27 protein-coding genes and 1 riboswitch are annotated in these 22,441 nt (G+C 64.1%); of the genes, 15 read left to right on the forward strand and 12 right to left on the reverse strand.

Annotation, left to right across the window (positions count from 1 at the left end; translation table 11 throughout):
- Positions 1–16: 16 nt before the first annotated feature.
- Together YUA_RS0101350 and YUA_RS0101355 are read left to right on the forward strand one after the other, a co-directional pair.
- On the forward strand, positions 17–751 hold the full coding sequence (locus YUA_RS0101350; protein ID WP_027529019.1) for a TlyA family RNA methyltransferase: 735 nt from the start codon (positions 17–19) through the stop codon (positions 749–751).
- Positions 744–1,991 carry a class I SAM-dependent RNA methyltransferase gene (locus tag YUA_RS0101355; RefSeq protein WP_027529020.1) on the forward strand — a complete coding sequence of 416 codons (1,248 nt, stop codon included), beginning with the start codon at positions 744–746 and terminating at the stop codon, positions 1,989–1,991. Before YUA_RS0101350 ends, YUA_RS0101355 begins: the two co-directional genes overlap by 8 nt.
- Here YUA_RS0101355 and YUA_RS0101360 read toward each other — a convergent pair.
- Positions 1,988–2,578, reverse strand: a complete 591-nt coding sequence (locus YUA_RS0101360) for a hypothetical protein (protein ID WP_027529021.1) — start codon at positions 2,576–2,578, stop codon at positions 1,988–1,990. The two genes, YUA_RS0101355 and YUA_RS0101360, sit on opposite strands and share 4 nt — an antisense overlap.
- A 255-nt stretch (positions 2,579–2,833) precedes the next feature.
- Between YUA_RS0101360 and YUA_RS0101365 the strand changes: the two genes are divergently transcribed.
- Positions 2,834–3,892, forward strand: coding sequence for a methyltransferase domain-containing protein (locus YUA_RS0101365; RefSeq protein WP_027529022.1), 1,059 nt, complete (start codon positions 2,834–2,836; stop codon positions 3,890–3,892).
- Between the two features lie 222 nt (positions 3,893–4,114).
- The gene (locus YUA_RS0101375; RefSeq protein WP_027529023.1) at positions 4,115–4,960 is read left to right on the forward strand and encodes a nucleotidyltransferase domain-containing protein; all 846 of its coding nucleotides are present in this window, start codon (positions 4,115–4,117) and stop codon (positions 4,958–4,960) included.
- A gap of 4 nt (positions 4,961–4,964) precedes the next feature.
- Here the strand turns inward: YUA_RS0101375 and YUA_RS0101380 are convergent, their stop codons facing one another.
- On the reverse strand, positions 4,965–5,600 hold the full coding sequence (locus tag YUA_RS0101380) for a hypothetical protein (RefSeq protein WP_027529024.1): 636 nt from the start codon (positions 5,598–5,600) through the stop codon (positions 4,965–4,967).
- A gap of 126 nt (positions 5,601–5,726) precedes the next feature.
- Positions 5,727–6,584, reverse strand: coding sequence for a DUF1194 domain-containing protein (locus YUA_RS0101385; protein WP_027529025.1), 858 nt, complete (start codon positions 6,582–6,584; stop codon positions 5,727–5,729).
- Positions 6,585–6,867: 283 nt separating this feature from the next.
- Positions 6,868–6,946: riboswitch (Fluoride riboswitch) on the forward strand.
- A 48-nt stretch (positions 6,947–6,994) separates the two neighbouring features.
- Here YUA_RS0101385 and YUA_RS0101390 point away from each other — a divergent pair.
- The 5 genes from YUA_RS0101390 to clpS are packed head-to-tail and all read left to right on the forward strand — an operon-like array spanning position 6,995 to position 9,776.
- Positions 6,995–8,245, forward strand: coding sequence for an MFS transporter (locus tag YUA_RS0101390; protein ID WP_027529026.1), 1,251 nt, complete (start codon positions 6,995–6,997; stop codon positions 8,243–8,245).
- Between the two features lie 16 nt (positions 8,246–8,261).
- Complete coding sequence (gene crcB / locus YUA_RS0101395) at positions 8,262–8,651, forward strand: fluoride efflux transporter CrcB (protein WP_027529027.1); 390 nt, start codon at positions 8,262–8,264, stop codon at positions 8,649–8,651.
- 41 nt (positions 8,652–8,692) lie between these two features.
- Positions 8,693–9,082, forward strand: coding sequence for a fluoride efflux transporter CrcB (gene crcB, locus YUA_RS0101400; protein ID WP_051383075.1), 390 nt, complete (start codon positions 8,693–8,695; stop codon positions 9,080–9,082).
- 2 nt (positions 9,083–9,084) lie between these two features.
- Positions 9,085–9,426 (forward strand): DUF190 domain-containing protein, encoded by a 342-nt coding sequence (locus YUA_RS0101405; RefSeq protein ID WP_027529029.1) that lies wholly within the window; start codon positions 9,085–9,087, stop codon positions 9,424–9,426.
- A gap of 44 nt (positions 9,427–9,470) precedes the next feature.
- Entirely contained in the window at positions 9,471–9,776 is a 306-nt protein-coding gene (gene clpS, locus YUA_RS0101410; RefSeq protein ID WP_027529030.1) for an ATP-dependent Clp protease adapter ClpS, read from the forward strand.
- Here clpS and YUA_RS43320 read toward each other — a convergent pair.
- The 5 genes from YUA_RS43320 to fabI all read right to left on the reverse strand — a co-directional run bounded on the left by YUA_RS43320 (position 9,754) and on the right by fabI (position 14,187).
- Positions 9,754–10,287, reverse strand: coding sequence for a GNAT family N-acetyltransferase (locus YUA_RS43320; RefSeq protein ID WP_051383076.1), 534 nt, complete (start codon positions 10,285–10,287; stop codon positions 9,754–9,756). The genes clpS and YUA_RS43320 overlap by 23 nt on opposite strands.
- A gap of 16 nt (positions 10,288–10,303) precedes the next feature.
- A complete protein-coding gene (locus YUA_RS0101420; protein WP_027529031.1) occupies positions 10,304–11,494 on the reverse strand; it encodes an adenylate/guanylate cyclase domain-containing protein in 1,191 nt (396 codons plus the stop codon).
- Between the two features lie 83 nt (positions 11,495–11,577).
- Positions 11,578–12,666 (reverse strand): chorismate synthase, encoded by a 1,089-nt coding sequence (gene aroC / locus YUA_RS0101425; protein WP_027529032.1) that lies wholly within the window; start codon positions 12,664–12,666, stop codon positions 11,578–11,580.
- An 87-nt stretch (positions 12,667–12,753) separates the two neighbouring features.
- Positions 12,754–13,353, reverse strand: coding sequence for a histidine phosphatase family protein (locus YUA_RS0101430; RefSeq protein ID WP_027529033.1), 600 nt, complete (start codon positions 13,351–13,353; stop codon positions 12,754–12,756).
- Positions 13,354–13,365: 12 nt separating this feature from the next.
- Positions 13,366–14,187, reverse strand: coding sequence for an enoyl-ACP reductase FabI (gene fabI, locus YUA_RS0101435; protein ID WP_027529034.1), 822 nt, complete (start codon positions 14,185–14,187; stop codon positions 13,366–13,368).
- Between the two features lie 170 nt (positions 14,188–14,357).
- Between fabI and YUA_RS0101440 the strand changes: the two genes are divergently transcribed.
- Both YUA_RS0101440 and YUA_RS0101445 read left to right on the forward strand, forming a co-directional pair.
- Positions 14,358–14,846, forward strand: coding sequence for an RNA polymerase sigma factor (locus YUA_RS0101440; RefSeq protein WP_027529035.1), 489 nt, complete (start codon positions 14,358–14,360; stop codon positions 14,844–14,846).
- Positions 14,847–14,952: 106 nt separating this feature from the next.
- The gene (locus tag YUA_RS0101445; protein WP_027529036.1) at positions 14,953–15,726 is read left to right on the forward strand and encodes an anti-sigma factor; all 774 of its coding nucleotides are present in this window, start codon (positions 14,953–14,955) and stop codon (positions 15,724–15,726) included.
- 336 nt (positions 15,727–16,062) lie between these two features.
- Here YUA_RS0101445 and YUA_RS0101450 read toward each other — a convergent pair whose 3' ends face one another.
- The gene (locus YUA_RS0101450) at positions 16,063–17,034 is read right to left on the reverse strand and encodes a DnaJ C-terminal domain-containing protein (protein WP_027529037.1); all 972 of its coding nucleotides are present in this window, start codon (positions 17,032–17,034) and stop codon (positions 16,063–16,065) included.
- Between the two features lie 125 nt (positions 17,035–17,159).
- A complete protein-coding gene (locus YUA_RS0101455) occupies positions 17,160–17,561 on the reverse strand; it encodes an RT0821/Lpp0805 family surface protein (protein WP_371259861.1) in 402 nt (133 codons plus the stop codon).
- 119 nt (positions 17,562–17,680) lie between these two features.
- Here YUA_RS0101455 and pdxH point away from each other — a divergent pair, with 119 nt between their 5' ends.
- Genes pdxH through YUA_RS0101470 form a run of 3 tightly spaced genes read left to right on the forward strand, consistent with a single transcriptional unit; the run spans position 17,681 to position 19,908 of the window.
- Entirely contained in the window at positions 17,681–18,322 is a 642-nt protein-coding gene (gene pdxH / locus YUA_RS0101460; protein ID WP_008141501.1) for a pyridoxamine 5'-phosphate oxidase, read from the forward strand.
- A gap of 50 nt (positions 18,323–18,372) precedes the next feature.
- A complete protein-coding gene (locus tag YUA_RS0101465; protein WP_027529039.1) occupies positions 18,373–19,125 on the forward strand; it encodes an SDR family NAD(P)-dependent oxidoreductase in 753 nt (250 codons plus the stop codon).
- Positions 19,126–19,137: 12 nt separating this feature from the next.
- Positions 19,138–19,908, forward strand: coding sequence for a class I SAM-dependent methyltransferase (locus YUA_RS0101470; RefSeq protein WP_027529040.1), 771 nt, complete (start codon positions 19,138–19,140; stop codon positions 19,906–19,908).
- An 83-nt stretch (positions 19,909–19,991) separates the two neighbouring features.
- Here YUA_RS0101470 and YUA_RS47635 read toward each other — a convergent pair whose 3' ends face one another.
- The gene (locus YUA_RS47635) at positions 19,992–20,225 is read right to left on the reverse strand and encodes a hypothetical protein (RefSeq protein WP_084291926.1); all 234 of its coding nucleotides are present in this window, start codon (positions 20,223–20,225) and stop codon (positions 19,992–19,994) included.
- A 186-nt stretch (positions 20,226–20,411) separates the two neighbouring features.
- Entirely contained in the window at positions 20,412–21,389 is a 978-nt protein-coding gene (locus YUA_RS0101480; RefSeq protein WP_027529041.1) for a magnesium transporter CorA family protein, read from the reverse strand.
- Between the two features lie 335 nt (positions 21,390–21,724).
- Here YUA_RS0101480 and YUA_RS0101485 point away from each other — a divergent pair, with 335 nt between their 5' ends.
- A complete protein-coding gene (locus YUA_RS0101485) occupies positions 21,725–22,405 on the forward strand; it encodes a L,D-transpeptidase (RefSeq protein ID WP_027529042.1) in 681 nt (226 codons plus the stop codon).
- Positions 22,406–22,441 lie beyond the last annotated feature (36 nt).

A 22,441-nucleotide genomic window follows, 5' to 3' on the forward strand; every position in this document is an offset into this window, starting at 1 on the left:
CGTCTTCGGAGAATTCATGTCCCCTGCCCGCAAGCGCGCGGATGTTCTGCTGGTCGAGCGCGGCCTGTTCGAGAGCCGGGCGCGGGCGCGCGCGGCCATCGAGGCCGGCCTCGTCACGGCCGACGACAAGCAGGTCGCAAAGCCGTCGGAGACGATCGCCGAGGACGCGGTGATTCAGGCCGAGCCGGCGCATCCCTACGTCTCGCGCGGCGGCGTCAAGCTCGCCGGCGCGCTGGAGCGCTACCCGATCGAGGTCGAGGACCATGTCTGCCTCGATGTCGGTGCGTCTACCGGCGGCTTTACCGAGGTGCTGCTGGCGAACGGCGCGAGCCTGGTGTTTGCCATCGACGTCGGCACCAGCCAGCTGCATGCCTCGCTGCGTGGTCATCCCAAGATCGTGTCGATGGAGGAGACCGATATTCGCAGCTACGAGGGCAAGCGACTGCCGGCGCGGCCCGATATCGTCGTCATCGACGTCAGCTTCATCTCGCTGAAGGCCGTGCTGCCGGTGGCGCTGTCACTCGCAGCTGCGCCCATGAGTCTGCTCGCGCTGATCAAGCCGCAATTCGAGGCCGATCGGAAGCACAACAAGAAGGGCATCATCCGCGACGCCGCGGTGCATCGGGAGATCTGCGACGACATCGCAGCCTTTGCCGCATCGCTCGGCTGCACCGGCATCGAGGTGTTTCCCTCCTCGATTGCCGGCGGCGACGGCAATATCGAATTCTTCCTGGGAGCGCGCCGTGGTTGAACGCGTCACGATCGATCATGTCGGCCATCGCGGCGATGGCGTCTCGCTGACGACGGGCGATGCGATCTACGTGCCCTATACGCTCGGCGGCGAGACCGTCGAGGTCGATCAGGTCGCGGGCCACCATCCCGACCGCCGCAAGCTGCTGGCGGTCGACGTCGCAAGCCCCGAGCGCATCGAGCCGTTCTGCCCGCATTTCGGCATCTGCGGCGGCTGCGCAATCCAGCAATGGGCCGCCGAGCCGTATCAGGCCTGGAAGCGCAGCATCGTGGTCGAGACTCTGGCGCAGGCCGGCATCGATTGCGAGGTGGCGCCACTGGTCGATGCCCATGGCGCGGGCCGTCGGCGCGTCACGCTGCACGGAAGGTTCGGCACGCATGACGTGCTGAAGGTCGGCTTCGCGGCGGCGAGCTCGCACGACGTGATCCCGATCCATCGCTGCCCGATCCTCGATCCCGCGCTCGACGGCGCGCTCGATGCCGCCTGGGCGCTCGCGGAGCCGCTGACCTCGAAAATGCCGATGACGAAGCCGCTCGATATCCAGGTCACCGCAACCGCCAACGGCCTCGATGTCGACGTGCGCGGCTCCGGTCCGCTGCCGACGCCACTGGTTACGGCGCTGTCGCGCGTCGCCGAGCAGCATCGCCTGGCACGGCTGACGCGGCATGGCGAGCTGGTGCTGCAACGCCTGCCGCCGACGATCAGGCTGGGCCGCGCTGAAGTGACGCTGCCGCCGGGCTCGTTCCTGCAGGCAACAGTGGCGGGGGAAGAGACGCTCGCTGCACTCGTTGCCGAGCGCGTCGGCAAGGCGAAGGACGTTCTCGATCTCTTCTGCGGCGTCGGCCCGTTTGCATTGCGGCTGGCAGAGAAAGCCCGCGTCACCGCCTATGACAACGACGCCGGCGCGATTGCCGCGCTGGCGAAGGCGGCGCGCACGCCGGGCCTGAAGCCGATCAAGGCCGAGCCGCGCGACCTGTTCCGCCGTCCGCTGGTTCCGCCGGAGCTACGCGACTTCGATGCCGTGGTGTTCGATCCGCCGCGCCAGGGCGCACAGGCGCAGGCACTGAAGCTCGCCGCGAGCAAGGTGCCTGTGCTGGTCGCCGTCTCCTGCAACGTTGCCACCTTCGCGCGCGACGCGCGGCTGCTCATCGATGGCGGTTACAAGATTGACGCGGTCGTGCCCGTGGACCAATTCCGCCACACGCCGCATGTGGAATTGGTGGCGCGGTTTACGCGCTAGCGTCGTAGCGCCCCGAGCGCCGCTGACTCGCCGGGCAGCATGTTCGACCTGATATCGCTGTCCATGCGGCCGGAATCCCGCTGAGTGAACCCGGCCCCGAACGACAGGCTGAGGTTCGACGTCGGCTTGAACTCGACGCCCGCGAATGCGCCGTAGCCGGGTGCGGCGCCGGAGGTCAGCGGCGCAACCGAGCTGCCGATGCCGTTGCCATATTTCAGCGTGTCGAAGCCGGCAAAGAACGTCACGGGCATGCCGCCGGTCTTGGTGTTGTAGCCGAACTGCGAGCTATCGTAGGACAGCGCGCTGAAATTGCCGGCTGGTCCGGTCTGGTTGAGGCCGCTCCAATTGAGGTTGCCGCGTTGGCTGCCGACAAAGAAGCCGTTGGCAAAATTGGTGCGCCCGCTGGCATCGAAGCTCGGAAAATTGCCGTAGGTATCTGAGCTCTGGCCGGCACTGCCGCCAAAACCGAAAGCTCCGCCCGGTACCCAATAGCTCAGCGGCGCAACTTGCGCATGAACCGGTGCTCCACCGAGGCAAAGCGCGGCGAGGAGAGCTGCGAGACCGCAAGAACCTGCAAGGCTGGACATTCGTGCTTCCGTCGAAAAGTGCCCAAATGATACCCCCCGGACAGCGCGAATGCCAGTGGAGGGACGCCGGTGAACGCTTCATCAAGTTCCAGGATGACGTTGTCCTGACGCTTTGAACCTCCTCCGTGGCGGATTGACCCATTGAGAGGACACGCAAGTTCAGGCCACAGCTCTGACCGCGAGGCCTGGCGCAGTCCCGCAGCGCGCAATTGCGCAGACCCCTTGTAAATGCCCAACGCTTGTATGGAGACTGTCATGGAGGTCAATTCCGACAGGTTGAATGCCTTTATGGGCAAGATGATCACCGAAGTTGGGGCCGCGATGAACGCATCACTGGTCCTGCTCGGCGACAAGCTCGGCCTCTACCGCGCCCTCGCCGCCAAAGGGCCGATGAACCCCGCCGAGCTCGCGAGCGCCACCGGAACGAAGGAGCGCTACGTCCGCGAGTGGCTGGCGAGCCAGGCGGCGTCCGGCTACGTCGAATACGATTCCGCGTCGGGCAAATTCTCGATGCTGCCGGAACAGGTGATGGCACTGGCCGACGAAGACAGCCCGGTGTTCTTCGGCGCGGTCGGCAATCTCATTGCCGCGGCGTTTCTCGACGAGCCGAAGATTACGGACGCATTCAAGAGCGGCAAGGGGGTCGGCTGGAACCGGCGCAGCGAGTGCCTGTTCTGCGGCACCGCCCGCTTCTTCCGCACCGGTTACATGCATCATCTGGTGCAGGAATGGCTGCCCGCGCTCGACGGCGTCGTGGACAAGTTGAAGCGCGGCGCCAAGGTTGCCGATGTCGGTTGCGGACACGGCGTCTCGACGCGACTCATGGCGGAGGCCTTTCCCAATTCGCGCTTCTACGGCTTCGACTATCACGAGGGCTCGATCGAGGCGGCGCGCAAGGCGGCGGCCGAGGCGAAGCTCGGCGATCGGATGAATTTCGCGGTTCACTCGGCCAAGACCTATCCGGCCGAAGGCTACGATCTCGTCTGCTTCTTCGATTGCCTGCACGACATGGGCGATCCCGTCGGCGCCATCAGCCACGTGCGTCAAACCATGGCGAAGGACGGCACCTGCATGCTGGTCGAGCCGTTCGCGGGCGACCGCCTCGAAGACAATCTCAATCCGGTCGGGCGCGTCTACTATGCAGCGTCGACCATGATCTGCACGCCGGCCTCGCTCGATCAGGAGGTGGGCCTCGCACTCGGCGCGCAAGCCGGCGAGGCAAGGCTGCGCAAGGTCGCCAGCGAAGGCGGCCTGTCGCGTTTCCGCCGCGCCGCAGAGACGCCCTTCAACCTGATCCTGGAGGCACGGATCTGATCTTCACCGGGCGCCGCGGCCGGCCATGTCAGGTCGCGGCGTCCGTCCAAATTCTGCCTCTGGCAAGCGAGATCGTTCCGCGGCATCATGGATATCATCGGCCTGATCGGCTATTAAGACCTGGTCTTGATGACATTGATCGCGAAGCAGGCTGAAGCACCGGACGAGGGCGTGGCGCCGCGGCCGCCGCTTGCGGCAAAATGAAAACAGCAGACGCCGTTCATGCCGCACGATCCTTTGCTCACGCGCTTGACATCCGCTCTTGCCGCGGTGCCGGGCATCGCAGCCATCGTGCTCGGCGGCTCGCGTGCGCGGAGCAGCGCGCATCCGGCGTCCGACTACGATATCGGTCTCTATTTCAGGTCGGCGATCCCGCTGGATACGGAACGATTGCTGGCAGCCGTGAAAGCGATCGCCGACAGCCCCGCAGCCACTTCGGTGACGCCAATCGGCGAATGGGGGCCGTGGATCGTCGGCGGTGCGTGGCTCGCGGTCGAGGGACACAAGGTCGATCTGCTTTACCGCAATGCCGACGCCGTCGAAGCGGTGATGGACTCCTGCCGAGCCGGCGTCGTCACCATGGACTACCAGCCCGGCCATCCGCACGGCTTCTGCTCTGCGATCTGGATGGGCGAGATTGCCTATTGCCAGCCGCTGCACGATCCGCGGGCCCTGATCGCCCAGCTGAAATCGATCGCACAGCCCTATCCGCGACCACTGCGCGATGCCTTGATCCGGCGCTTTCAGTGGGAGGTGTCATTCGGCATCGACAACGCCGAGCTTGCCGTCGCGCGCGGCGAGCAGACCCACGTCGCCGGGTGCATCTACCGATCGCTTGCCTGCGTCGCACAGGTCCTGTTCGCGCTGAACGAGCGCTATCTCATCAATGAAAAGGGGGCGCTGCTGGAAGCGGCGCACTTGCCGCTGACGATTCCGCATCTGGCCGAACAGGCAAAGGAGGTCTGGCGGCTGATTGGCGAAGGCGCCCTTGCGCCCGCCTGCGACGTGTCGCGAGAGATCGATCGGCAATTGCAGACGCTGACGCAGTCGAGCGGGAAGCAACCGTGAGCGGCTACGCCGTGCGGTCGACCGAGGACGATGAATCGGCCGGTGGATATTTCGTCACCGGCACCATGAAGGACTTGTTGCCGACCTGGTAGATGATCTTGCCATTCTTGCCGTCGTCGGTTGCGATCTGCGACTGCCCGAACATGATGACGTTCTTGTAGACAATGCCGGTGCCCTGGCGGGTGATGCCGTCGGTGGTGACGCTGACCTGCGCTTCATTGCCGTTGACGGCGAGCACGCGAAAGCTCGCGCTCTTGCCGTTGTCGCTGGAATAGCCGCCCCAGCTTCCCATGAGACGGCTGTCCGAGGCCGGCGGCGCCTGCTTCTCGAGCGAAGCGGTCTGCTTGCCGGCACTGCCCGCGGAAAACAAAAGCACGAGGTTCTTGCCGTCCTTGGTACCGACGGTGACAGAGCCGAAGGTGATGAGCGAGCCGCTGATCTGGGCAAAGCCACGCTCGGTGTGCCCATTATGGGTGTACTCGACCTGAGCGCGGCTGCCGCGGATATTGACGACCTTGAAGCCGACCGGCTGGTTGTTGCCCGCCCAATTGCCCTTCCACTCACCGAGCAGAGCGCTCTGGTGATACATCCGCTCATTGGCGGGCGAAATCTGGCTGGTGCTTTGCGTGACGATGGCCATGGATCTGCTCGGAAGCAGCGTCAGAAATATTCTGAAACAAATGGATTAGGACCACGCCACAATTAACGAGCGGTTAATTTCAAGCGCCCGTCGCGATGAAGCAAACGGTCTCATCGGAACCGACGTTCAGCGGCCCCAGCGATCCGACCAGATCTTCTCGCCGATCAGGCAGTTCACGCGCGGCTCCTTGTCCTTCTCCGCGACGTGCACGACCGGGCGGTCTGGCGTACGACCGGCGACTTCCATCAGCAGCTTGGTGCGGATCGCTTCCTTGAACTTTTCGCGATCCTTGATCGAGATAACGAAGGAGCCGGGACCGCCGATGACGCAATCCTCGTAGTAGTAATCGAGGTTGTCGATATCCATGGTGGAATAGGACGGCTCCTTCACCATGATCGGGAGGCCGTTGATGACGATGCCTTTCTCGAGCGCGGCATCGCGCGCCACGGTGACCGGGCCGCCATTGTTGTTGGGGCCGTCGCCGGAGATGTCGATGACGCGGCGAATTCCGTGATAGGGATCCTCATCGAACAGCGGCATCGCAAATCCGATTGCGCCGGAGATCGAGGTGCGCGAGGCGCGCCGGATTGGCGTCTTCATGATCTCCCCCGCGACCGCGTCCGCCGACTCCGGTCCGTCGATGAGGCGCCACGGGATGATGATCTTTTGGTCGGAGGATGCAGCCCATTCGAAATAGGTCACCGCGATCCTGCCATTTGGGCCGACCTTCAACGCCTGCAAAAACTCCTTGGACTGGATCGCCTGCGCATAACCCTCGCGCTGGATCGCGAGTTCGTCCATGTCCATGGAATAGGAGACGTCGACCGCGAGGATCAGCTCGACATCGACCGACTGCGCATCACCGTCGGCCGCCTGCCGCTGCGGTTGATGCAATTTCGGCCCCGGTGCCGCGATGCCCGCGACGTCCCCTCCGGCAAGCACGCCGGCCACCAGCACAGCCCCGATCGAGAACAGCAATCGCATCGCGGTCTCCCGTCGTATGACGCGATGGTGACATGCAAACGCCTTGCCGCAAAGCGCGAAGATCGCTTGCGCTTCACATTCAGGTTAGAGATTTGCAGGTTAGAGATTTGCAGGTTAGAGATTTGCAGGTTAGAGATTTGCAGGTTAGAGATCTGCGAGTTGGGGTTTTTGTGCATTGCGCGAAACCGCCGTCATGTCGCCACGCTTGCGCCGCCACGCGTTCGAGCCAAAGACACAGAGCGCCCCGCCCATTTGTCCGGCGCGATTTCCATGCTAGGCTGACGACACGGATGGGGATGGAGTCCCCCGACAACCGCCCGGCGGCCGAACGACCGTAGTGGGCTGATGACTCCTGCTCGAGGTGGGGCAATGAGCCTCCGCCTTTGGCGGGAGCATGGACAAACCCGCCGATGGCGGGTTTTTTGTTGCCTGAAAGCGAAGGCCGGGACGTGACAACGACCACACCGAATGCTGCGCGCACCAGGCTACCCAGGGAAATCTGGCTGCTCGGCTTCGTCTCGATGCTGATGGACGTCTCCTCCGAGATGATCCACGCGTTGCTACCGGTCTACCTCGTCACCGTGCTGGGCGCTTCCACGCTGACCGTCGGCTTCATCGAGGGCATCGCGGAGGCGACAGCCTCGATCACGAAGATCTTTTCCGGCGCATTGTCGGACTGGCTCGGCCGGCGCAAGCTCCTCGCCGCCCTCGGCTATGGCCTGGCCGCCCTGACCAAACCGCTGTTCCCGCTCGCCCCCAGCGTCGGCTGGCTGATTGCGGCGCGCTTCATCGACCGCGTCGGCAAGGGCATTCGGGGCGCGCCGCGCGATGCGCTGATCGCCGATATCTCGCCCGCCGGCCTGCGCGGCGCCAGCTTCGGCCTGCGGCAGTCGCTCGACACGGTCGGCGCCTTCGTCGGCCCGCTCGCCGCGATCGCCCTGATGTGGTGGACGGCGGACCATTTTGCCGCCGTGTTCTGGGTCGCCGTGGTGCCGGCGTTTTTGTCCTTTGGCCTGATTGCATTCGCGGTGAACGAGCCGGAGCCGGACGCGAGCAGGGAGCCTGCGAAAAACCCGCTCAACACCGCCGCCATGCGGCAGCTTGGAGCGGTGTACTGGCGCGTCGTCGCGGTCGGCGTCGTCTTCACGCTCGCCCGTTTCAGCGAAGCCTTTCTGATCCTGCGCGCCCAAAACATCGGCCTCAATGCGATGTGGGTGCCGGCGGTACTGGTGCTCATGAACATCACTTACGCCCTCTCGGCCTATCCGGCCGGCGTGCTGTCGGACCGGATCAACCGGACCGCCCTGCTCGCGCTCGGCCTCGTGTTTCTCGCCGGCGCCGACCTCGCACTGGCGCTGCTGCCTAGTCTGTCCGGCCTCGCGCTCGGCGTCGTGCTGTGGGGGCTGCATATGGGATTGACGCAAGGCTTGCTCTCGGCCCTCGTCGCCGATACTGCACCCCCGAGCTTGCGCGGCACCGCATTCGGCTATTTCAACCTGTTCACGGGCCTTGCCTTGCTGGCTGCGAGCGTGATCGCCGGCGCGCTGTGGGACGCTTACGGCCCGGCCGGCACGTTCCTCGCAGGGCTCGGCTTTGCGCTGGCCGCCCTGGCGGGACTGCTTGCCGTCGGCCACGGCCTGAGGACGGAGACCAGGGAATGACGAGGGGCTGTTCATCGTGCTGAGCGGAGTGATCGCAATCGTGGTCGGCAGCGTGCTGGGCGGCTGCGCCCGCTATTTCGTCTCCGGCGTGATCGCGCGGCGGCTGGGCGAGACCTTTCCCTGGGGCACCATGACGATTAACGTCACCGGCGCGTTCCTGATCGGCATCTTCAGTGCGCTCGCGACCCATCCCGGCTCGGTGCTTGCCGCGCCCAATCCGTGGCTGTTCGCCGTGACGGGCTTCCTCGGCTGCTACACCACGGTGTCCTCGTTCAGCCTGCAAACGCTGACACTCGCCCGTAACGGTGAGCCGGCGCACGCACTCGGCAATCTCGTGTTCTCGGTCGGACTGTGCCTCGCGGCTGTGAGCTGCGGCTTCCTCCTTGCGGACAGCCTGGGAGGCTAGAGGCAGTGAATTCCTCCTCTGCCCACCGCTGGCGCACGGCGATGCTCTATGCCTGGGTTTCTGCCGGCAGCATCGTCGGTGGGCTGACCCGCTATCTGGTCGGACTGACCCTCGACACCGGCCCCGGCTTTCCCTTCGCGACGCTGTTCATCAACGCGACGGGCTCGCTCATCATCGGCTTCTACGCGACGCTGACCGGCCCCGACGGCCGCATGCTGGCGCGACCTGAGCACCGGCAGTTCGTCATGACCGGCTTCTGCGGCGGCTACACCACCTTCTCGACTTTCAGCCTGGAGACTTTCCGCCTGTTTCACGGCGGCATGAAATACACGGCACTCGCCTATGTCACGGCGTCCGTCCTCTGCTGGCTAGTGTCGGTATGGGCTGGGCATATGATGGCGAGCCGCTACAACCGCTTGACCAGGAGTTGACCATGCAGATCCCCAATCAGGCTGTTTCACTCCGCATCTTCATTGGCGAGAGCGACCATTTCGACGGCAAGCCGCTCTATGAAGCGATCGTGATGACGGCGCGCGAGCGCCACCTTGCAGGTGCCACCGTGCTGCGCGGCCCGATGGGGTTCGGCAAGTCGAGCCGGCTGCACACCTCGAAAATCCTGCGGCTTTCGGAAGACCTGCCGCTGTTGATCGAGATCGTCGACAGCGAGGACAACATCAACGCATTCCTGCCCATCCTGGACGGCATGATGTCGAGCGGCCTGATCACCTTGGAGAAGGTGCAGGTCCTACAATATGGTACGAAAGCCGCGAGCTGATCGCTCCGGCTGGGAACCCGAGCCCGCCGTGTCCAGGAGGCGGAATGAACGACACCGTTACCAAACCGAAAACGCGCATCAGGACCAAGGTCGAGCGGCCGAAGCTGCACAAGGTCATCCTGATCAACGACGACTACACGCCGCGTGAGTTCGTCACGATGATCCTCAAGGCCGAATTCCGCATGACCGAGGATCAGGCCTACAAGGTCATGATCACCGCGCACAAGCTCGGCGCCTGCGTCGTCGCCGTCTTCACCAGGGACGTCGCGGAGACCAAGGCCACCCGCGCCACCGACGCCGGCCGCGCCAAGGGCTACCCGCTGCTGTTCACGACCGAGCCGGAGGAGTAGGAGGCACCGACTCAAGCTCATCCTTGAGGCGCGCCATGATGATTTCGTCGTGATAGGTGCCGTCGACCAGGATCGCCATCCGCTTGATGCCCTCCTCGACGAACCCGACCTTGCGATAAAGGGCGGCCGCGGCAATGTTGGTCGCGAAGACGCCGAGCTCGATACGCCGGAAGCCGAATACATCCGCGGCCTGAACAGCGTGCCGCAACAGCCTTTCGCCAAAGCCTTGGCCACGGAACTCCGGTACAAGCCCCATGAAGAGATCGCCGACATGCGCCGAGACGGCGCGGCTGGCCGGCGGAACGTTGCACCATCCGACCACGGCGCCGTCGACGACGGCAACGATCTGCGGATAGCCGCGCTCAACATTGCGCGCGACGAAGGCGCGGACCTGCTCGACTGGCGGCGCTTCCACCAGCGCGATGTATTTGCGTTCGCGGGCGACCGTATCGACGGCGGCACGAAACGCGTCAGTGTCAGCGATCTCGATCTGACGGAATGCGACGGTCATGGGCGGCCCGCCTGCTTCACGCCATCACCACCGGCGTCTCCTCGGCGAGCCCGTAGACGCGCTGCGCCTTGGAAAATCCGGCGATCGGAAAATCGCCGAGATCGCGCCAATCATGATGGCAGACGTTTGCGAAGACCTCCGAGGCCACGACGGTCCGCCCCAACCTCCCGGCGATCTTCTCCATCCGGGCCGCAAGATTAACGGCGGGGCCGATGCAGGTGAAGTCGAGCCGGTTGCCGCCGCCGATATTGCCGTAAAGGATGTTGCCGACATGCAGCGCAACACCGAAGCGGAAGCGCTCGACCACGTTGCCGACCGGGTGAGTGAGCGCGTCGACGCTAGCGCGGGATTCGCGTGCGGCCTCCAGCACACGCGTGCAGACATGGGTGGCATCGCCGACATATTCATCGATCGGAAATACCGCGAGCAGGCCGTCGCCCATGAATTTCAGGACCTCGCCGCCATGGGCGCGGATCGCGGTCACCTGGCAGTCGAAATAGCGATTGAGGATATCGACCACCGTTTCAGCCGGCAGCCGGTCTGACAGCGCCGTGAAGCCGCGCAGATCCGACAGCCAGATCGCGGCCTGCATAGTGTCGTTGTGGCCGCGGCGGATCTGGCCGCCGAGGATGCGCGCGCCGGCGCGGTTGCCGACATAGGTGTCGAGCAGCATCTCGGCGGTGCGGCGCAGGCTGACGATCTCGCTGACCCGCGATAGCGGCGCCATGATCATTCGGATCACCGCGATGTCGTCATCGCTGAAGCCGCCGGGTTGGCGCGTGACCCAGCTCGTGGCATGGATCGAGCCATCGAGAAACGGCATCGGCACCGCGATATAATCGGTCACGCCTTCGGCGCGCATGTCGTTGATGATCGGAAACCGCGCGCTGTCGGGATCGTCGATGCGTCCCCTGACCTCCACGCCCTGCTCGAACACGATCCGAAGCGGGCTCTGGGCGAATTCGGGTGAATCCAGGATATCAAAATCGACGGTGCCCATTTCGACCTTCTGGCCCTGCCGCCAAATGAAGTTACGGCCGAAGATTTCCGGATGCAGCGTGCGGATGAAGATGCCGAAGCGCCACAGCGGCAGCCCGGCGTCGACGAGACGTTCGCAGACGGCGGCGATCATATCGGCCGAAGTCCCCGAGGACCTCGCGCCGTCGATCAGCCAGTTCAGGACACGCTGGAGCCCGGAGTTTTCCATGCCCACATTTGCGGACGAAGTTGTGGAATCGTCAAGCTGCGCGGTGGGCTGGTACCGCGACACAAAGCTTCAGGCACGGCGCTTCAACGCCCCATCTGTCCGCGATCCCGGATGAAATGATCCGCCAGCACGCAGGCCATCATGGCTTCGCCGACCGGGACGGCGCGGATGCCGACGCAGGGGTCGTGACGGCCTTTCGTCATGATCTCGGTATCGGCGCCCTGGCGATCGACCGTAAGACGCGGCTGCAGGATGGACGAGGTCGGCTTCACCGCGAAACGTACCACAATCGGCTGTCCCGTGGAGATACCGCCCAGAACGCCGCCGGCATGGTTGGACAGGAAGCGCGTGCCGTCATTGCCGGTGCGCATCTCGTCGGCGTTCTCCTCGCCGGTCAATTCGGCGGCGCCAAAGCCGGCGCCGATCTCGACGCCCTTCACGGCGTTGATGGTCATCATCGCGCCCGCCAGATCGGAATCGAGTTTTGCGTAGATCGGCGCGCCAAGACCTGCCGGCACACCCTCGGCAACGATCTCGAGCACCGCGCCGATCGAGGAGCCGCTCTTGCGGATGCCGTCGAGATAGGTCTCGAAGAACGCGGCCTTGTCCTTGTCCGGACAGAAGAACGGATTTTTGGCGATCTCGTCCCAGTCCCACTTCGCGCGGTCGATCTTGTGCGGGCCCATCTGCACCAGCGCGCCACGCACCTTGACGTCGGGCAGCACTTTTCGCGCGATCGCACCGGCGGCGACGCGCATCGCGGTCTCGCGCGCCGAGGAGCGGCCGCCGCCGCGATAGTCGCGCAGGCCGTACTTCGCCTCGTAGGTGAAGTCGGCGTGGCCCGGACGAAACTTGTCCTTGATCTCCGAATAGTCCTTCGAGCGCTGGTCGGTGTTCTCGATCAGGAGCCCGATCGGCGTGCCCGTGGTGACCTGCACGCCAGTTTCCGGATGCGCCATCACGCCGGACAGGATCTTCACCTGGTCCGGCTCCTGGCGCTGGGTGGTGAAGCGCGACTGGCCCGGCTTGCGACGATCGAGGTCCTGCTGGATGTCGGCCTCGGTCAGCGGGATCATCGGCGGACAGCCATCAACCACGCAGCCGATCGCCACCCCATGGCTCTCGCCGAAGGTGGTGACGCGGAACATGTGGCCGAAAGTGTTGAAGGACATCGCTGCTCGCTGGCTCGGTTCCGGCGTGTGGTAACGCGCGGTGGGCCGGGGGTCAAACCCCGCTGCCGCGCCGAAAGGACTCAAGCTTTAACTATACTTGTCCAGCCGCCCGTCGCGGAACACGTAGACGGAGCCCTGCTCGATATAGAGTTCGGCGGCGCTGGCCGGCGTCTCCAAGCCAAGCGAAACCATCAGGGCCCGGCAGGTGCCGCCATGGGCGACCGCGACGGTGTCGGTCCGAAGTTCGTCGTACCATGCACGCACGCGGACCTGCACATCCGCGTAGGTTTCGCCGCCCACGGGCCCCACGGTCCATTTGTCGGCGAGGCGCCTGGCATAGATGTCGGGATCTTTCGCCTCGCTCTCGGCCAGCGTCAGCCCTTCCCAGGCGCCGTAACCGATCTCGCGCAGGCGATCGTCCAGGGCATAGTCCGCGATCGGCAATTCGAGCTTGCCGCGCGCCAGTTCCATGGTCTGGCGCGCACGGCCGAGCGGGCTCGACACATAGGGCAGCGCCGCCTTGTCCTTGCCATCGCGCTGGAGGAGGTCGCCCAGGATGAGGCCTGCCTGCACGGCCTGACTGCGGCCGCGCGCGTTCAGCGGAATGTCCTTGATGCCTTGGAGCCTGCCGAGCGCATTCCACTCGGTTTCGCCGTGGCGAAGGTAATAGATCGTGGGCACGGGCATTCCGCGTAGCGATTAGTCCTTCGGCGCCGCACCGGATGCCTCGGGCCGGCTCATGCCCAGCACGTTGTAACCGGAATCGACGTGATGGATTTCGCCGGTGACGCCGCGCGACATGTCCGACAAGAAATAGACCGCGCTGTCGCCGACCTCCTCGATCGTCACGTTGCGCCGCAGCGGCGCGTTGACCTCGTTGTATTTCAGCAGCAGGCGGGAATCCGAGATGCCGGCGAAGGCAAGCGTCTTGATCGGCCCTGCAGAAATCGCATTGACGCGGATCGCCTTCTCGCCGAGGTCGGCGGCGAGATATCGCACGCTCGCTTCGAGTGCCGCCTTCGCCACGCCCATCACGTTGTAACGCGGCATCCACTTCTCGGCGCCGTAATAGCTGAGCGTGAGGATCGAGCCGCCGGCGGTCATCAGCTTCTCTGCGCGCTGCGCGAGCGCGGTGAGCGAGTAGCAGGAGATCAGCATCGATTTGGAGAAGTTTTCCGGCGTGGTGTCGACGTAGCGGCCGTCGAGCTGTTCGCCATAAGCGATCGCGTGCACGACAAAGTCGATCTTGCCCCACTTTTCCTTGAGGCCTTCGAAGGCCGCATCGATCGTCGCGGCGTCGGTGACGTCGCAATGGCCGAGCACAAGTGCACCGACTTCGGCAGCCAGTGGCTCGACGCGCTTCTTCAACGCATCGCCCTGATAGGTGAAGGCGAGCTCGGCGCCGGCCGCCTGGCATGCCTTGGCGATGCCCCAGGCGATCGAGCGGTTGTTGGCAACGCCGAGGATCACCCCGCGCTTGCCTTGCATCAGTCCTTGCATCGGACCTGAATTCTGCGCCATTTGCTAACGTCCTGTAGCTCTCGTTAAGGTCTGGAGGTACACCAGCCCTCCCCTGCGGTACAGTCCTAATACGCGGCGTTAACGCTGTTTCCAGCGCCGGAATAGCTGTTCCGTTCGGGTGTTATGATCATTGAGGCGCTCGCGCCGAACGTGAAGGACGTCCAGACGGCATGAGTGCGTTTCGCCAGAGCGTGGAAGCCATGATCCCGGCGTTGCGTCGCTACGCCCGCGCGCTCACGCGCGATGCGGATGCGGCCGACGATCTGGTGCAGGACACGCTGGTGCGTGCGTTGCGTTCGGAGCGATTGTTTCTCGGAGGCGACGTCAGGAGCTGGCTCTATACGATCCTGACCAACCTCAACAAGAACCGGCGGCGCTCGCTGGCAAGGCGGCCGCAATTCATGCAGCTGACGGAGAACAACCCGGATGCCAGCGGGACGGAGGCCGAAGGACGCGACATCGAACGGGCACTCTCGACGCTCGTCGAGGAGCAACGCTCGGTGCTGCTGCTGGTGATGCTGGAAGGCATGAGCTACCGCGAGGTCGCCGACATCCAGGGCGTGCCGATCGGCACCGTCATGTCCCGCCTGGCGCGCGCCCGCGCCCACGTTAAAGCATCGCTGGAGGGTGAGCGCCCGTCGCTCAGGCGGGTGAAATGATGGCAGGATTGATGCATCGCGCAGGCCGCGTCTCCTGCACGGAGAGAGAAGCAGCGCAGTTGAACCGCGTAAGATTTTTTGGGCCGCAGAGCCAGAGACGACCGATATGAACGACCGCAATATTCCCGTGACCGAAGACGAACTGCACGCCTTTGTCGATGGCGAGCTGCCGCCCGAGCGCCGCACCGACGTCGAGGCCTGGCTTGCCGCCCATCCCGATGATGCCGAGCGGGTGCAGTCCTGGCGCGCCATGGCCGAGATGCTGCACGCGCGCTACGACAGCGTCGCCCAGGAACAGGTGCCGGCCCGGCTTGAGCTCGAACGGCTGGAGCGCCGTCCGCGGCAATGGCTCTACGGCGCCGTTGCGGCCACGCTGGTTGCCTTCTTTGCCGGCGGCACGGCCGGCTGGGTGGCGCATGGCGCAGCCAACGCGCCCTCGACCTTCCAGAGCTTTACGGCGGATGCGCTCGATGCCCACCGCCTCTATGTCGTCGAGGTCCGCCATCCCGTCGAGGTCGGCGGCAACGAGCGCGACCACCTCCAGGCCTGGCTGACCCGGCGCTGCGGCTGGACCGTGTTCGCGCCCAATCTCGAGGCGAGCGGGTTGAAGCTCGTCGGCGGCCGGCTGCTGCCGGGGCCGAATGGACCCGCGTCCTTCCTGATGTATGAGGGCGCCTCGGGCGAGCGCTATACGATCTACACCGCCAAGACCGAGAATGGTGCGACGCAGATGCGCTACGCCAAGGCGGACAAGGACGGGGCGTTGTTCTGGGCCGAGCGCGGCGTCGGCTACGTCGTCAGCGGCGGCGGCGCCGACCGCGACCGGCTGACCAAGGTGGCGCAGGCGGTCTACGACCAAGCCGAGAAAACCGGCGGCTAACAACCGCGCAAACACCGTGCCTCGATTCCGACATTGAAAATTTGGAATCAAGACATGTGTGCGTCTCATTATCGTACCGGGTGCTCACGCGAATATGAGCGGCGTTCGATCCGCCGATCGACGCGGGCGGCCTCGATTGGGGTTTTTGGTACCGCGCTGGTCCCCCTCTCGAGGCCGCACCTTTTTATCGGCTGCTTTTTCGGCTGCCCCGCCGGACATCCGACACGTCGAACATACGAGCCGAGAAGCGCTACCACGCCTCGGACATATGACGAGCATCATCCGTAAGGAGAATGCTCTCAGTCTTTAGGAGAACCCCTTCAGTTCGATCTCGCCCTAACCAAGCCCGCTACGTGGATTGTAGGGGTGTTGGTCCCGCCACTTTTCCATCAATGCTTCAAGCTCGGCGTCGTTCCCGTCCGGTAGCATAATCCTGATGGTGACGAAGAGATCCCCGGTTCCTCCAGATCTCGGCAAGCCCTTACCTTTGAGGCGGAAGGTCCGGCCGCTGGAGGTGTTTTTCGGGACTGACAGTTCCACCGCATTGCCGAGCGTGGGCACGCGGACCTTGCCGCCGAGCACAGCCTCGTAGAGCGTGACCGGCAGGTCGATGCGCAGATCGGCGCCCTCGATCTTGAAGAAAGGGTGCGGCGCGATGCTGATGGTGATCAGGAGATCGCCGGGTGGATGGCCCTGCGCGCTCTCGCCCTGTCCCCGCAGCCGGATCTGCTGGCCCTCGACGACGCCGGCCGGAATCTTGACGTTGAGTTCCTTGCCATTCGGCAGTCGGACGCGCTTCTCGCCACCCTTGACCGATTCTTCCAGCGAGACGGACATGGCGACGTTGACGTCGAGATCGAGCCCGATCCCGCCAGTGTCGAATTCGAACTGAGCGCCGCCGCCGGCCCCGGGCCGCGCACCCCGCACCCCGCCGCCGAACATGCTGTTGAGGATGTCCTCGAACGCGCCGGCGCCCTGGCCGGGGCCTGCCCCGCCGCTTCGGAACGTATAACTCTCGAAGCCGCCGGGACCTGCGCCTGGCCGCCCGCGCGGTCCGCCGCCGCCCGGAAAACCCTGGAAGCGCGGCTTGCCCTCGGCGTCGATCTCGCCGCGGTCGAACTGCTTGCGCTTGTCCTCGTCGCCGATGATCTCGTTGGCCGAATTGATCTCGGAGAAGCGCTCGGCGGCTTTGGGATCATCCTTGTTGCTGTCAGGATGGTGCTTCTTGGCCAGCTTGCGATAGGCGCTCTTGATCGCGGCAGCGCTAGCGCTCCGCGGCACCCCCAAGACCTCATAGGGGTCGCGCATCCGTCACGTCTCCTGTTGGGAAATCCAATCCCGGGAAATCCAAATGTTCAAAGGGCTCCCCACCCCGCCTGAGCCTCATGTGGGGGGCGAGTGGTATTTTTGCAACTAGTCGACCAGCCTGATTCCTAGCTCCGCCACGGCTTTAGCGTATGAATCTCCCAACGGCCACGGCTGCTTTGGCAGCCGGCGCCCTGGAGCCAGCTTTCGGTCGTCCCGTTGACGTAGCTCGCCAGGAAATCGCGGCACCTGCGACCATCCTCGGCGGCGTAGGATTGCGCGATCGGTGTCACCGAGCCGCGCGCGCCGGTTTCCGGATTCTCCCAGTGCTGGCTGGCATCCTTGTCGCCCTTGCTCAGCACGTCGGAGGCGGCGTTGCGGGCGAAGGCAAGATCGGTCTCGGTCGGAGGGGCGTCCTTCGCCGGTCGCGCGATCGAACCGGTGAGGTCGTTGTCGTCGGCCTTGGCGTAGGCATTGGTGTCAGTGCGGGACAGACTGCAGCCGCCGGCGCCCAGCCCGATCAAAATCATCGTTATCGCAAGGCCCGACGGCCGCATCGCCGATAGGCCAACGCGTTCCCATGCCCTATATAGGGCAGTAGCAGACAACAGCGCGCTTTGGGCCGCGAGACGCAATTCGGACTCCAGACATGACCGACACGACCTCGATGAAACACCAGACACCCTTAACATCCGGTGATTTCACCGCCGCCGACGAGCCTTTTGCACTGTTCGAGGCCTGGCTGAACGAGGCGATCAAGAGCGAGCCGAACGATCCCAACGCCATGGCGCTCGCGACCGTCGATCCCGACGGCCTGCCCGACGTGCGCATGGTGCTGATGAAGGGCTTCGATACCGAGGGTTTTGTCTTCTACAGCCACATCGCAAGCCAAAAGGGCCGCGAACTCGCCGCAAATCCTAAGGCGGCTTTACTTTTTCACTGGAAGTCGCTGCGCCGTCAGGTCCGCATCCGCGGCAACGTGACGCCGGTGACCGATGCCGAGGCCGACGCCTATTTCGCGACGCGGCCGAAGCAGGCGCAGATCGGCGCGTGGGCCAGCAAGCAGTCGCAAGAGCTCGAGAGCCGCTTCGCCTTCGAGCAGGCGATCGCAAAGGTCGCGGCCAAACATGTCATCGGCGAAGTACCGCGGCCGCCGGGCTGGAGTGGCTGGCGCATCACGCCTTCGCGCATCGAGTTCTGGCACGACCGCCCATTCCGTCTGCACGACCGCATCGAATTTCGTCGTGACGCGGCCGGCCAGCCATGGTCCAAGACGCGGATGTATCCTTGAGCCTAGTCTCGAATCTTGCCTCGAATCTTGGGCCGACCTGAAAGATGTCCATGCCGCATTCGTCCAATGCGCCGCGCCGCACGCTGCTCCTCACCGGAGCGAGCCGCGGCATCGGCCACGCCACGGTGATCCGCTTCTCGTCGGCGGGTTGGCGCGTCATTACCTGCTCGCGGCATCCCTTCCCCGAAGATTGTCCGTGGGACGCCGGTCCTGAAGATCACATCCAGGTCGACCTCGGCAATCCCACAGACACCGCACGCGCGATTACCGATATCCGCGACCGCCTCGAAGGCGGCATGCTGCACGCGCTGGTCAACAACGCCGCGATCTCGCCGAAAGGTCCCGGCGGCTCGAGGCTCGGCTCGGTCGACACCGATCTCGACACCTGGACGCATGTCTTCCACGTCAACTTCTTCGCGCCGATCATGATCGCGCGCGGCTTGATCGAGGAATTGAAGGCGGCCAAGGGCTCGGTCGTGAACGTCACCTCGATCGCGGGCTCACGCGTGCATCCATTCGCGGGCGCCGCCTATGCGACCTCCAAGGCCGCGCTTGCATCGCTCACGCGCGAGATGGCCTCGGACTTCGGCCGCGTCGGCGTGCGCGTCAACGCGATCGCGCCGGGCGAGATCGACACCTCGATCCTGTCGCCGGGCACCGAGAAGATCGTCGAGCAGCAGATCCCGATGCATCGCCTCGGTACGCCGGACGAGGTCGCCAAGATCATCTACGTGCTGTGCACGGACACCAGCTCTTACGTCAACGGCGCCGAGATCCACATCAACGGCGGCCAGCATGTCTAGGCCAGGCGACGCATGGGCCGGTTTGCAAGCACGGCTTCGCTCTACGAACATTTGCGCCCGCCCTACCCGCGGGAATTTTTCCGCACCGTCACACACAAGCTCGGCCTCACCAAAGAGAGCAGCCTGATCGATCTCGGCACCGGACCCGGCCTGCTGGCGCTCGGCTTCGGCCCTTATGTCGGCCGTGTCGTCGGTGTCGACCCGGAGCCTGCGATGCTTGACGCCGCCCGGCTCGCCGCTTCGGGCGCGGGGCGACATCTCACGCTGATCGAAGGCAAGGCAGAGACGCTCCCCTTAGACATTGGTACGTTCGACATCGTCACGATCGGCCGAGCGCTGCATTGGATGGATCGCGAGGCGACGCTTGCGCGGCTCGAGGAACTGGTCGCCTGCGACGGCACCATTCTGATCTGCGCTTCGTTCTCCGTCACCGACGGCCGCAACCCGTGGCTTGACGGCTACAATGAAATCCGCCGCCGCTGGTCACCCGCAAAGCTCTGGGAGGAAGCCGGCAAGGGCACGCGGACCCATCGCGACTTGCCAGCGTTCTTGCGCGGCAGCGCCTTTGCGCCCGCCGAGCTCGTCACGGTCGAGACCAGCCACACGGTCAGCATGCAGGACCTGGCGCAACGCACCCTCACCTACTCGTCGTCCTCACCGGAAGCGTTGGGCGACAATGTCGAGGCGATGTTGCGGGACGTCGAAAGCCATCTGACATCGTTCAGCCGCGATGGCTTGATCGCCGAGACCATCGTCTCGACGGCGCAGATCGTGAAGCGTTAGATGATTTGCCGCGAAAGGCGGGAAGCTAGGCGATCCAGACAACGCCGCCGCAAGACTGGATCGCCTGCCCTTCCTTCCACTCCTCAATCGACGCGAATCCGACGCGACCGTTCGCGCAGTCTCGAAGCTGCAGCATTTGGAGCGGCAGCGTTGAATGCAGTCGAGCAATCGTCATCGTTCTCGCCGTCGAGCAGCGGAGCACCACAGTGCCGGCACATGCGTGCAGACAACGACGGCGCCTTGCCGCTCGCCAGGACCTGACGATAGCTCGTCAGGTCGATGACGTTGCGGGGCGTCGTTATGTGTTTTTCAACCATGGCTGTTCCTCGCGGCTAACCCGTTGCTTATCGCAGACAAGTTTCGCGCAAACGTTCAGCCCACTGCTCAAATTTTACCGGAGGAATTGGGGCACGGCACACGCATCACGGCGCAGCCGCAATGACGATCTATTCTGCGACACCATCAGCCCTGTCTCTGCGGCCGGCGTAAGGTCTCGGTAGCTATTAGAGCCACTTCTTCCACTTGAAGATCCAGTACGGCACGATCGCCGCGATCAACATCAGAACCAGCGCGAACGGATACCCGTGCGCCCATTCGAGTTCCGGCATCGACTTGAAGTTCATGCCGTAGATCGAGGCGATCAGCGTCGGCGGCATCAGGACAACGGCCATGACCGAAAACAGCTTGATGATGTTGTTCTGCTCGAGATTGACGACGCCGAGCATGGCGTCGAGCACGAAGGTGATCTTGCTGGAGAGATAGGAGGCGTGGTCGGTCAGAGAGACGACGTCGCGCTGCATGGTCTTGAGCTGCTCGCGCATGTCCTTCGACCATTTCACGCCTTCCACCACCGCGGAGAGGAAGGTGACGACGCGGCCGATCGAGACCAGGCTCTCCCGAACCTTGGAGGTTAGGTCGCCCTTGCGACCGATTGAGATCAGGATCTGGGAGTATTGCTTGGCGTGGCCGTGGCGCTCGCTCTCAGGTTCGAAGATGTCATGGGACACCTGGTCGATGTCGGCGCCGCATCGCTCCAGAATGTCGGCGCAACGATCGATCACGGCATCGAGCAGTTCCACCAGCACCATCTCGCCGGTGATCGCGGGGGTGCAGGACCGCGCCAGCTTGGCCTCGACCAGGGCGAACGGCTTGGGCTGGTCGTAGCGCACCGTGACCAGGCGGTGGTCGCCAAGGATGAAGGTCACCGCCGTGGTCCGGGGCATATCGGTGTCGGAGTGGCACATGAGCGTCGCGGTCATGTAGCGCGCGCTGTTCTCGATATAGAGGCGGCTGGAGATCTCGATCTCCTGCATGTCCTCCCGGGTCGGGATCGCGATCCCCGATAGCCGTTCCACCGCCTTGTCCTCTGCCGCAGTTGGGTTGAACAGGTCAATCCACACTGCGTGCTCCGGTACCGTGGCGAGATCGTCGACAACAGCCTTCTTCAGGGAGGAGTCGGTGGGAACGAACACAGAAAACATGAACAACTCCAGGAGGGCCTGCGACAGAATGACAGCCCTTAGCGCGATTCTGACAAGTTCATGATGACAAGCACATTAACGGAGCGTTTGCATTTGTGGCGGCAACACGGCCAAACTGTGGCATGGAAACGACAGTTCGGCATTTTTCGCCCAAAAACCAGCCCATTGTCGCAAAACTTGCGGCCAAAAAGCCACAGGTTGGGTCTCGCAGCGCGGGATAAGCCCCTAAACGCTGGAATTGTGGCAGATTTCAACCATAATGAAATCAACGGAGTCGAAGGCCTTGGGTGCTACGCTCAGGACCTGCGCGGTATTGTTGTAATTGGAACCAAACCATGTCGTCGCTTAAAGTTATGTTGGGAATTTTGGCTGCCGGCTTCATGCTGTCGGGCTGCATGCAGGCCACGCATTTCGAAGCCACCAACACCCAGAATTTCAAGCCGAAGGACAAGGAACTTCTTGCCAAGATCCGGTACGAGAATACGCCGGTGGCGGAGCCGTTCCGTCGCGCCATCGTCGACTATCACCGCAAGGAGTCGCCGGGCTCGATCGTGGTCGATTCCGACAACCACTACCTCTACTACGTGATGGATGGCGGCAAGGCGATCCGCTACGGCATCACCGTCGGCGAAGAGGCCATGGCCTGGTCCGGCATTGCCAAAGTCGGCAGCATGACCGAATGGCCGGCCTGGCATCCCACCCCGGGCGAAATCTCGCGCCTTGGCGTCCCGACCTACGTCGCCCCCGGTCCGGACAATCCGATGGGCTCGCGCGCGATGTACCTGTACTCGGGCGGCAAGGACACGCTGTTCCGCATTCACGGCACCAACCAGCCGGAATATATCGGCGCTTCGATCTCGTCGGGCTGCATCCGCCTGACGAATGAGGACGCAATCGACCTCTACAGCCGCGTCAAGGTCGGCACCATCGTCGTGGTGCTCGAGCCGAAGCACGGCGACTCGCCCTACAATTCGCGCCTCGCGCTCCAGGGCGGCGGCAACACCGCTTCCTACTAAGCGGGCCCAATCTACTGAACAGGCCTTGCCTGAGCC

The sequence above is a fragment of the Bradyrhizobium sp. WSM3983 genome, assembly GCF_000473045.1.
Classification (GTDB): domain Bacteria; phylum Pseudomonadota; class Alphaproteobacteria; order Rhizobiales; family Xanthobacteraceae; genus Bradyrhizobium.

Bases quoted from the DNA above. Each gene is read 5' to 3' on its own strand.
- YUA_RS0101350 (WP_027529019.1), top strand. From the start codon at position 17: ATGTCCCCTGCCCGCAAGCGCGCGGATGTTCTGCTGGTCGAGCGCGGC.
- YUA_RS0101360 (WP_027529021.1), bottom strand. From the start codon at position 2,578: ATGTCCAGCCTTGCAGGTTCTTGCGGTCTCGCAGCTCTCCTCGCCGCG.
- YUA_RS0101365 (WP_027529022.1), top strand. From the start codon at position 2,834: ATGGAGGTCAATTCCGACAGGTTGAATGCCTTTATGGGCAAGATGATC.
- YUA_RS0101375 (WP_027529023.1), top strand. From the start codon at position 4,115: ATGCCGCACGATCCTTTGCTCACGCGCTTGACATCCGCTCTTGCCGCG.
- YUA_RS0101380 (WP_027529024.1), bottom strand. From the start codon at position 5,600: ATGGCCATCGTCACGCAAAGCACCAGCCAGATTTCGCCCGCCAATGAG.
- YUA_RS0101385 (WP_027529025.1), bottom strand. From the start codon at position 6,584: ATGCGATTGCTGTTCTCGATCGGGGCTGTGCTGGTGGCCGGCGTGCTT.
- YUA_RS0101390 (WP_027529026.1), top strand. From the start codon at position 6,995: ATGGCGGGTTTTTTGTTGCCTGAAAGCGAAGGCCGGGACGTGACAACG.
- crcB (WP_051383075.1), top strand. From the start codon at position 8,693: ATGCTCTATGCCTGGGTTTCTGCCGGCAGCATCGTCGGTGGGCTGACC.
- YUA_RS0101405 (WP_027529029.1), top strand. From the start codon at position 9,085: ATGCAGATCCCCAATCAGGCTGTTTCACTCCGCATCTTCATTGGCGAG.
- clpS (WP_027529030.1), top strand. From the start codon at position 9,471: ATGAACGACACCGTTACCAAACCGAAAACGCGCATCAGGACCAAGGTC.
- YUA_RS43320 (WP_051383076.1), bottom strand. From the start codon at position 10,287: ATGACCGTCGCATTCCGTCAGATCGAGATCGCTGACACTGACGCGTTT.
- YUA_RS0101420 (WP_027529031.1), bottom strand. From the start codon at position 11,494: ATGGAAAACTCCGGGCTCCAGCGTGTCCTGAACTGGCTGATCGACGGC.
- aroC (WP_027529032.1), bottom strand. From the start codon at position 12,666: ATGTCCTTCAACACTTTCGGCCACATGTTCCGCGTCACCACCTTCGGC.
- YUA_RS0101430 (WP_027529033.1), bottom strand. From the start codon at position 13,353: ATGCCCGTGCCCACGATCTATTACCTTCGCCACGGCGAAACCGAGTGG.
- fabI (WP_027529034.1), bottom strand. From the start codon at position 14,187: ATGGCGCAGAATTCAGGTCCGATGCAAGGACTGATGCAAGGCAAGCGC.
- YUA_RS0101440 (WP_027529035.1), top strand. From the start codon at position 14,358: ATGAGTGCGTTTCGCCAGAGCGTGGAAGCCATGATCCCGGCGTTGCGT.
- YUA_RS0101445 (WP_027529036.1), top strand. From the start codon at position 14,953: ATGAACGACCGCAATATTCCCGTGACCGAAGACGAACTGCACGCCTTT.
- YUA_RS0101450 (WP_027529037.1), bottom strand. From the start codon at position 17,034: ATGCGCGACCCCTATGAGGTCTTGGGGGTGCCGCGGAGCGCTAGCGCT.
- YUA_RS0101455 (WP_371259861.1), bottom strand. From the start codon at position 17,561: ATGATTTTGATCGGGCTGGGCGCCGGCGGCTGCAGTCTGTCCCGCACT.
- pdxH (WP_008141501.1), top strand. From the start codon at position 17,681: ATGACCGACACGACCTCGATGAAACACCAGACACCCTTAACATCCGGT.
- YUA_RS0101465 (WP_027529039.1), top strand. From the start codon at position 18,373: ATGCCGCATTCGTCCAATGCGCCGCGCCGCACGCTGCTCCTCACCGGA.
- YUA_RS0101470 (WP_027529040.1), top strand. From the start codon at position 19,138: ATGGGCCGGTTTGCAAGCACGGCTTCGCTCTACGAACATTTGCGCCCG.
- YUA_RS47635 (WP_084291926.1), bottom strand. From the start codon at position 20,225: ATGGTTGAAAAACACATAACGACGCCCCGCAACGTCATCGACCTGACG.
- YUA_RS0101480 (WP_027529041.1), bottom strand. From the start codon at position 21,389: ATGTTTTCTGTGTTCGTTCCCACCGACTCCTCCCTGAAGAAGGCTGTT.
- YUA_RS0101485 (WP_027529042.1), top strand. From the start codon at position 21,725: ATGTCGTCGCTTAAAGTTATGTTGGGAATTTTGGCTGCCGGCTTCATG.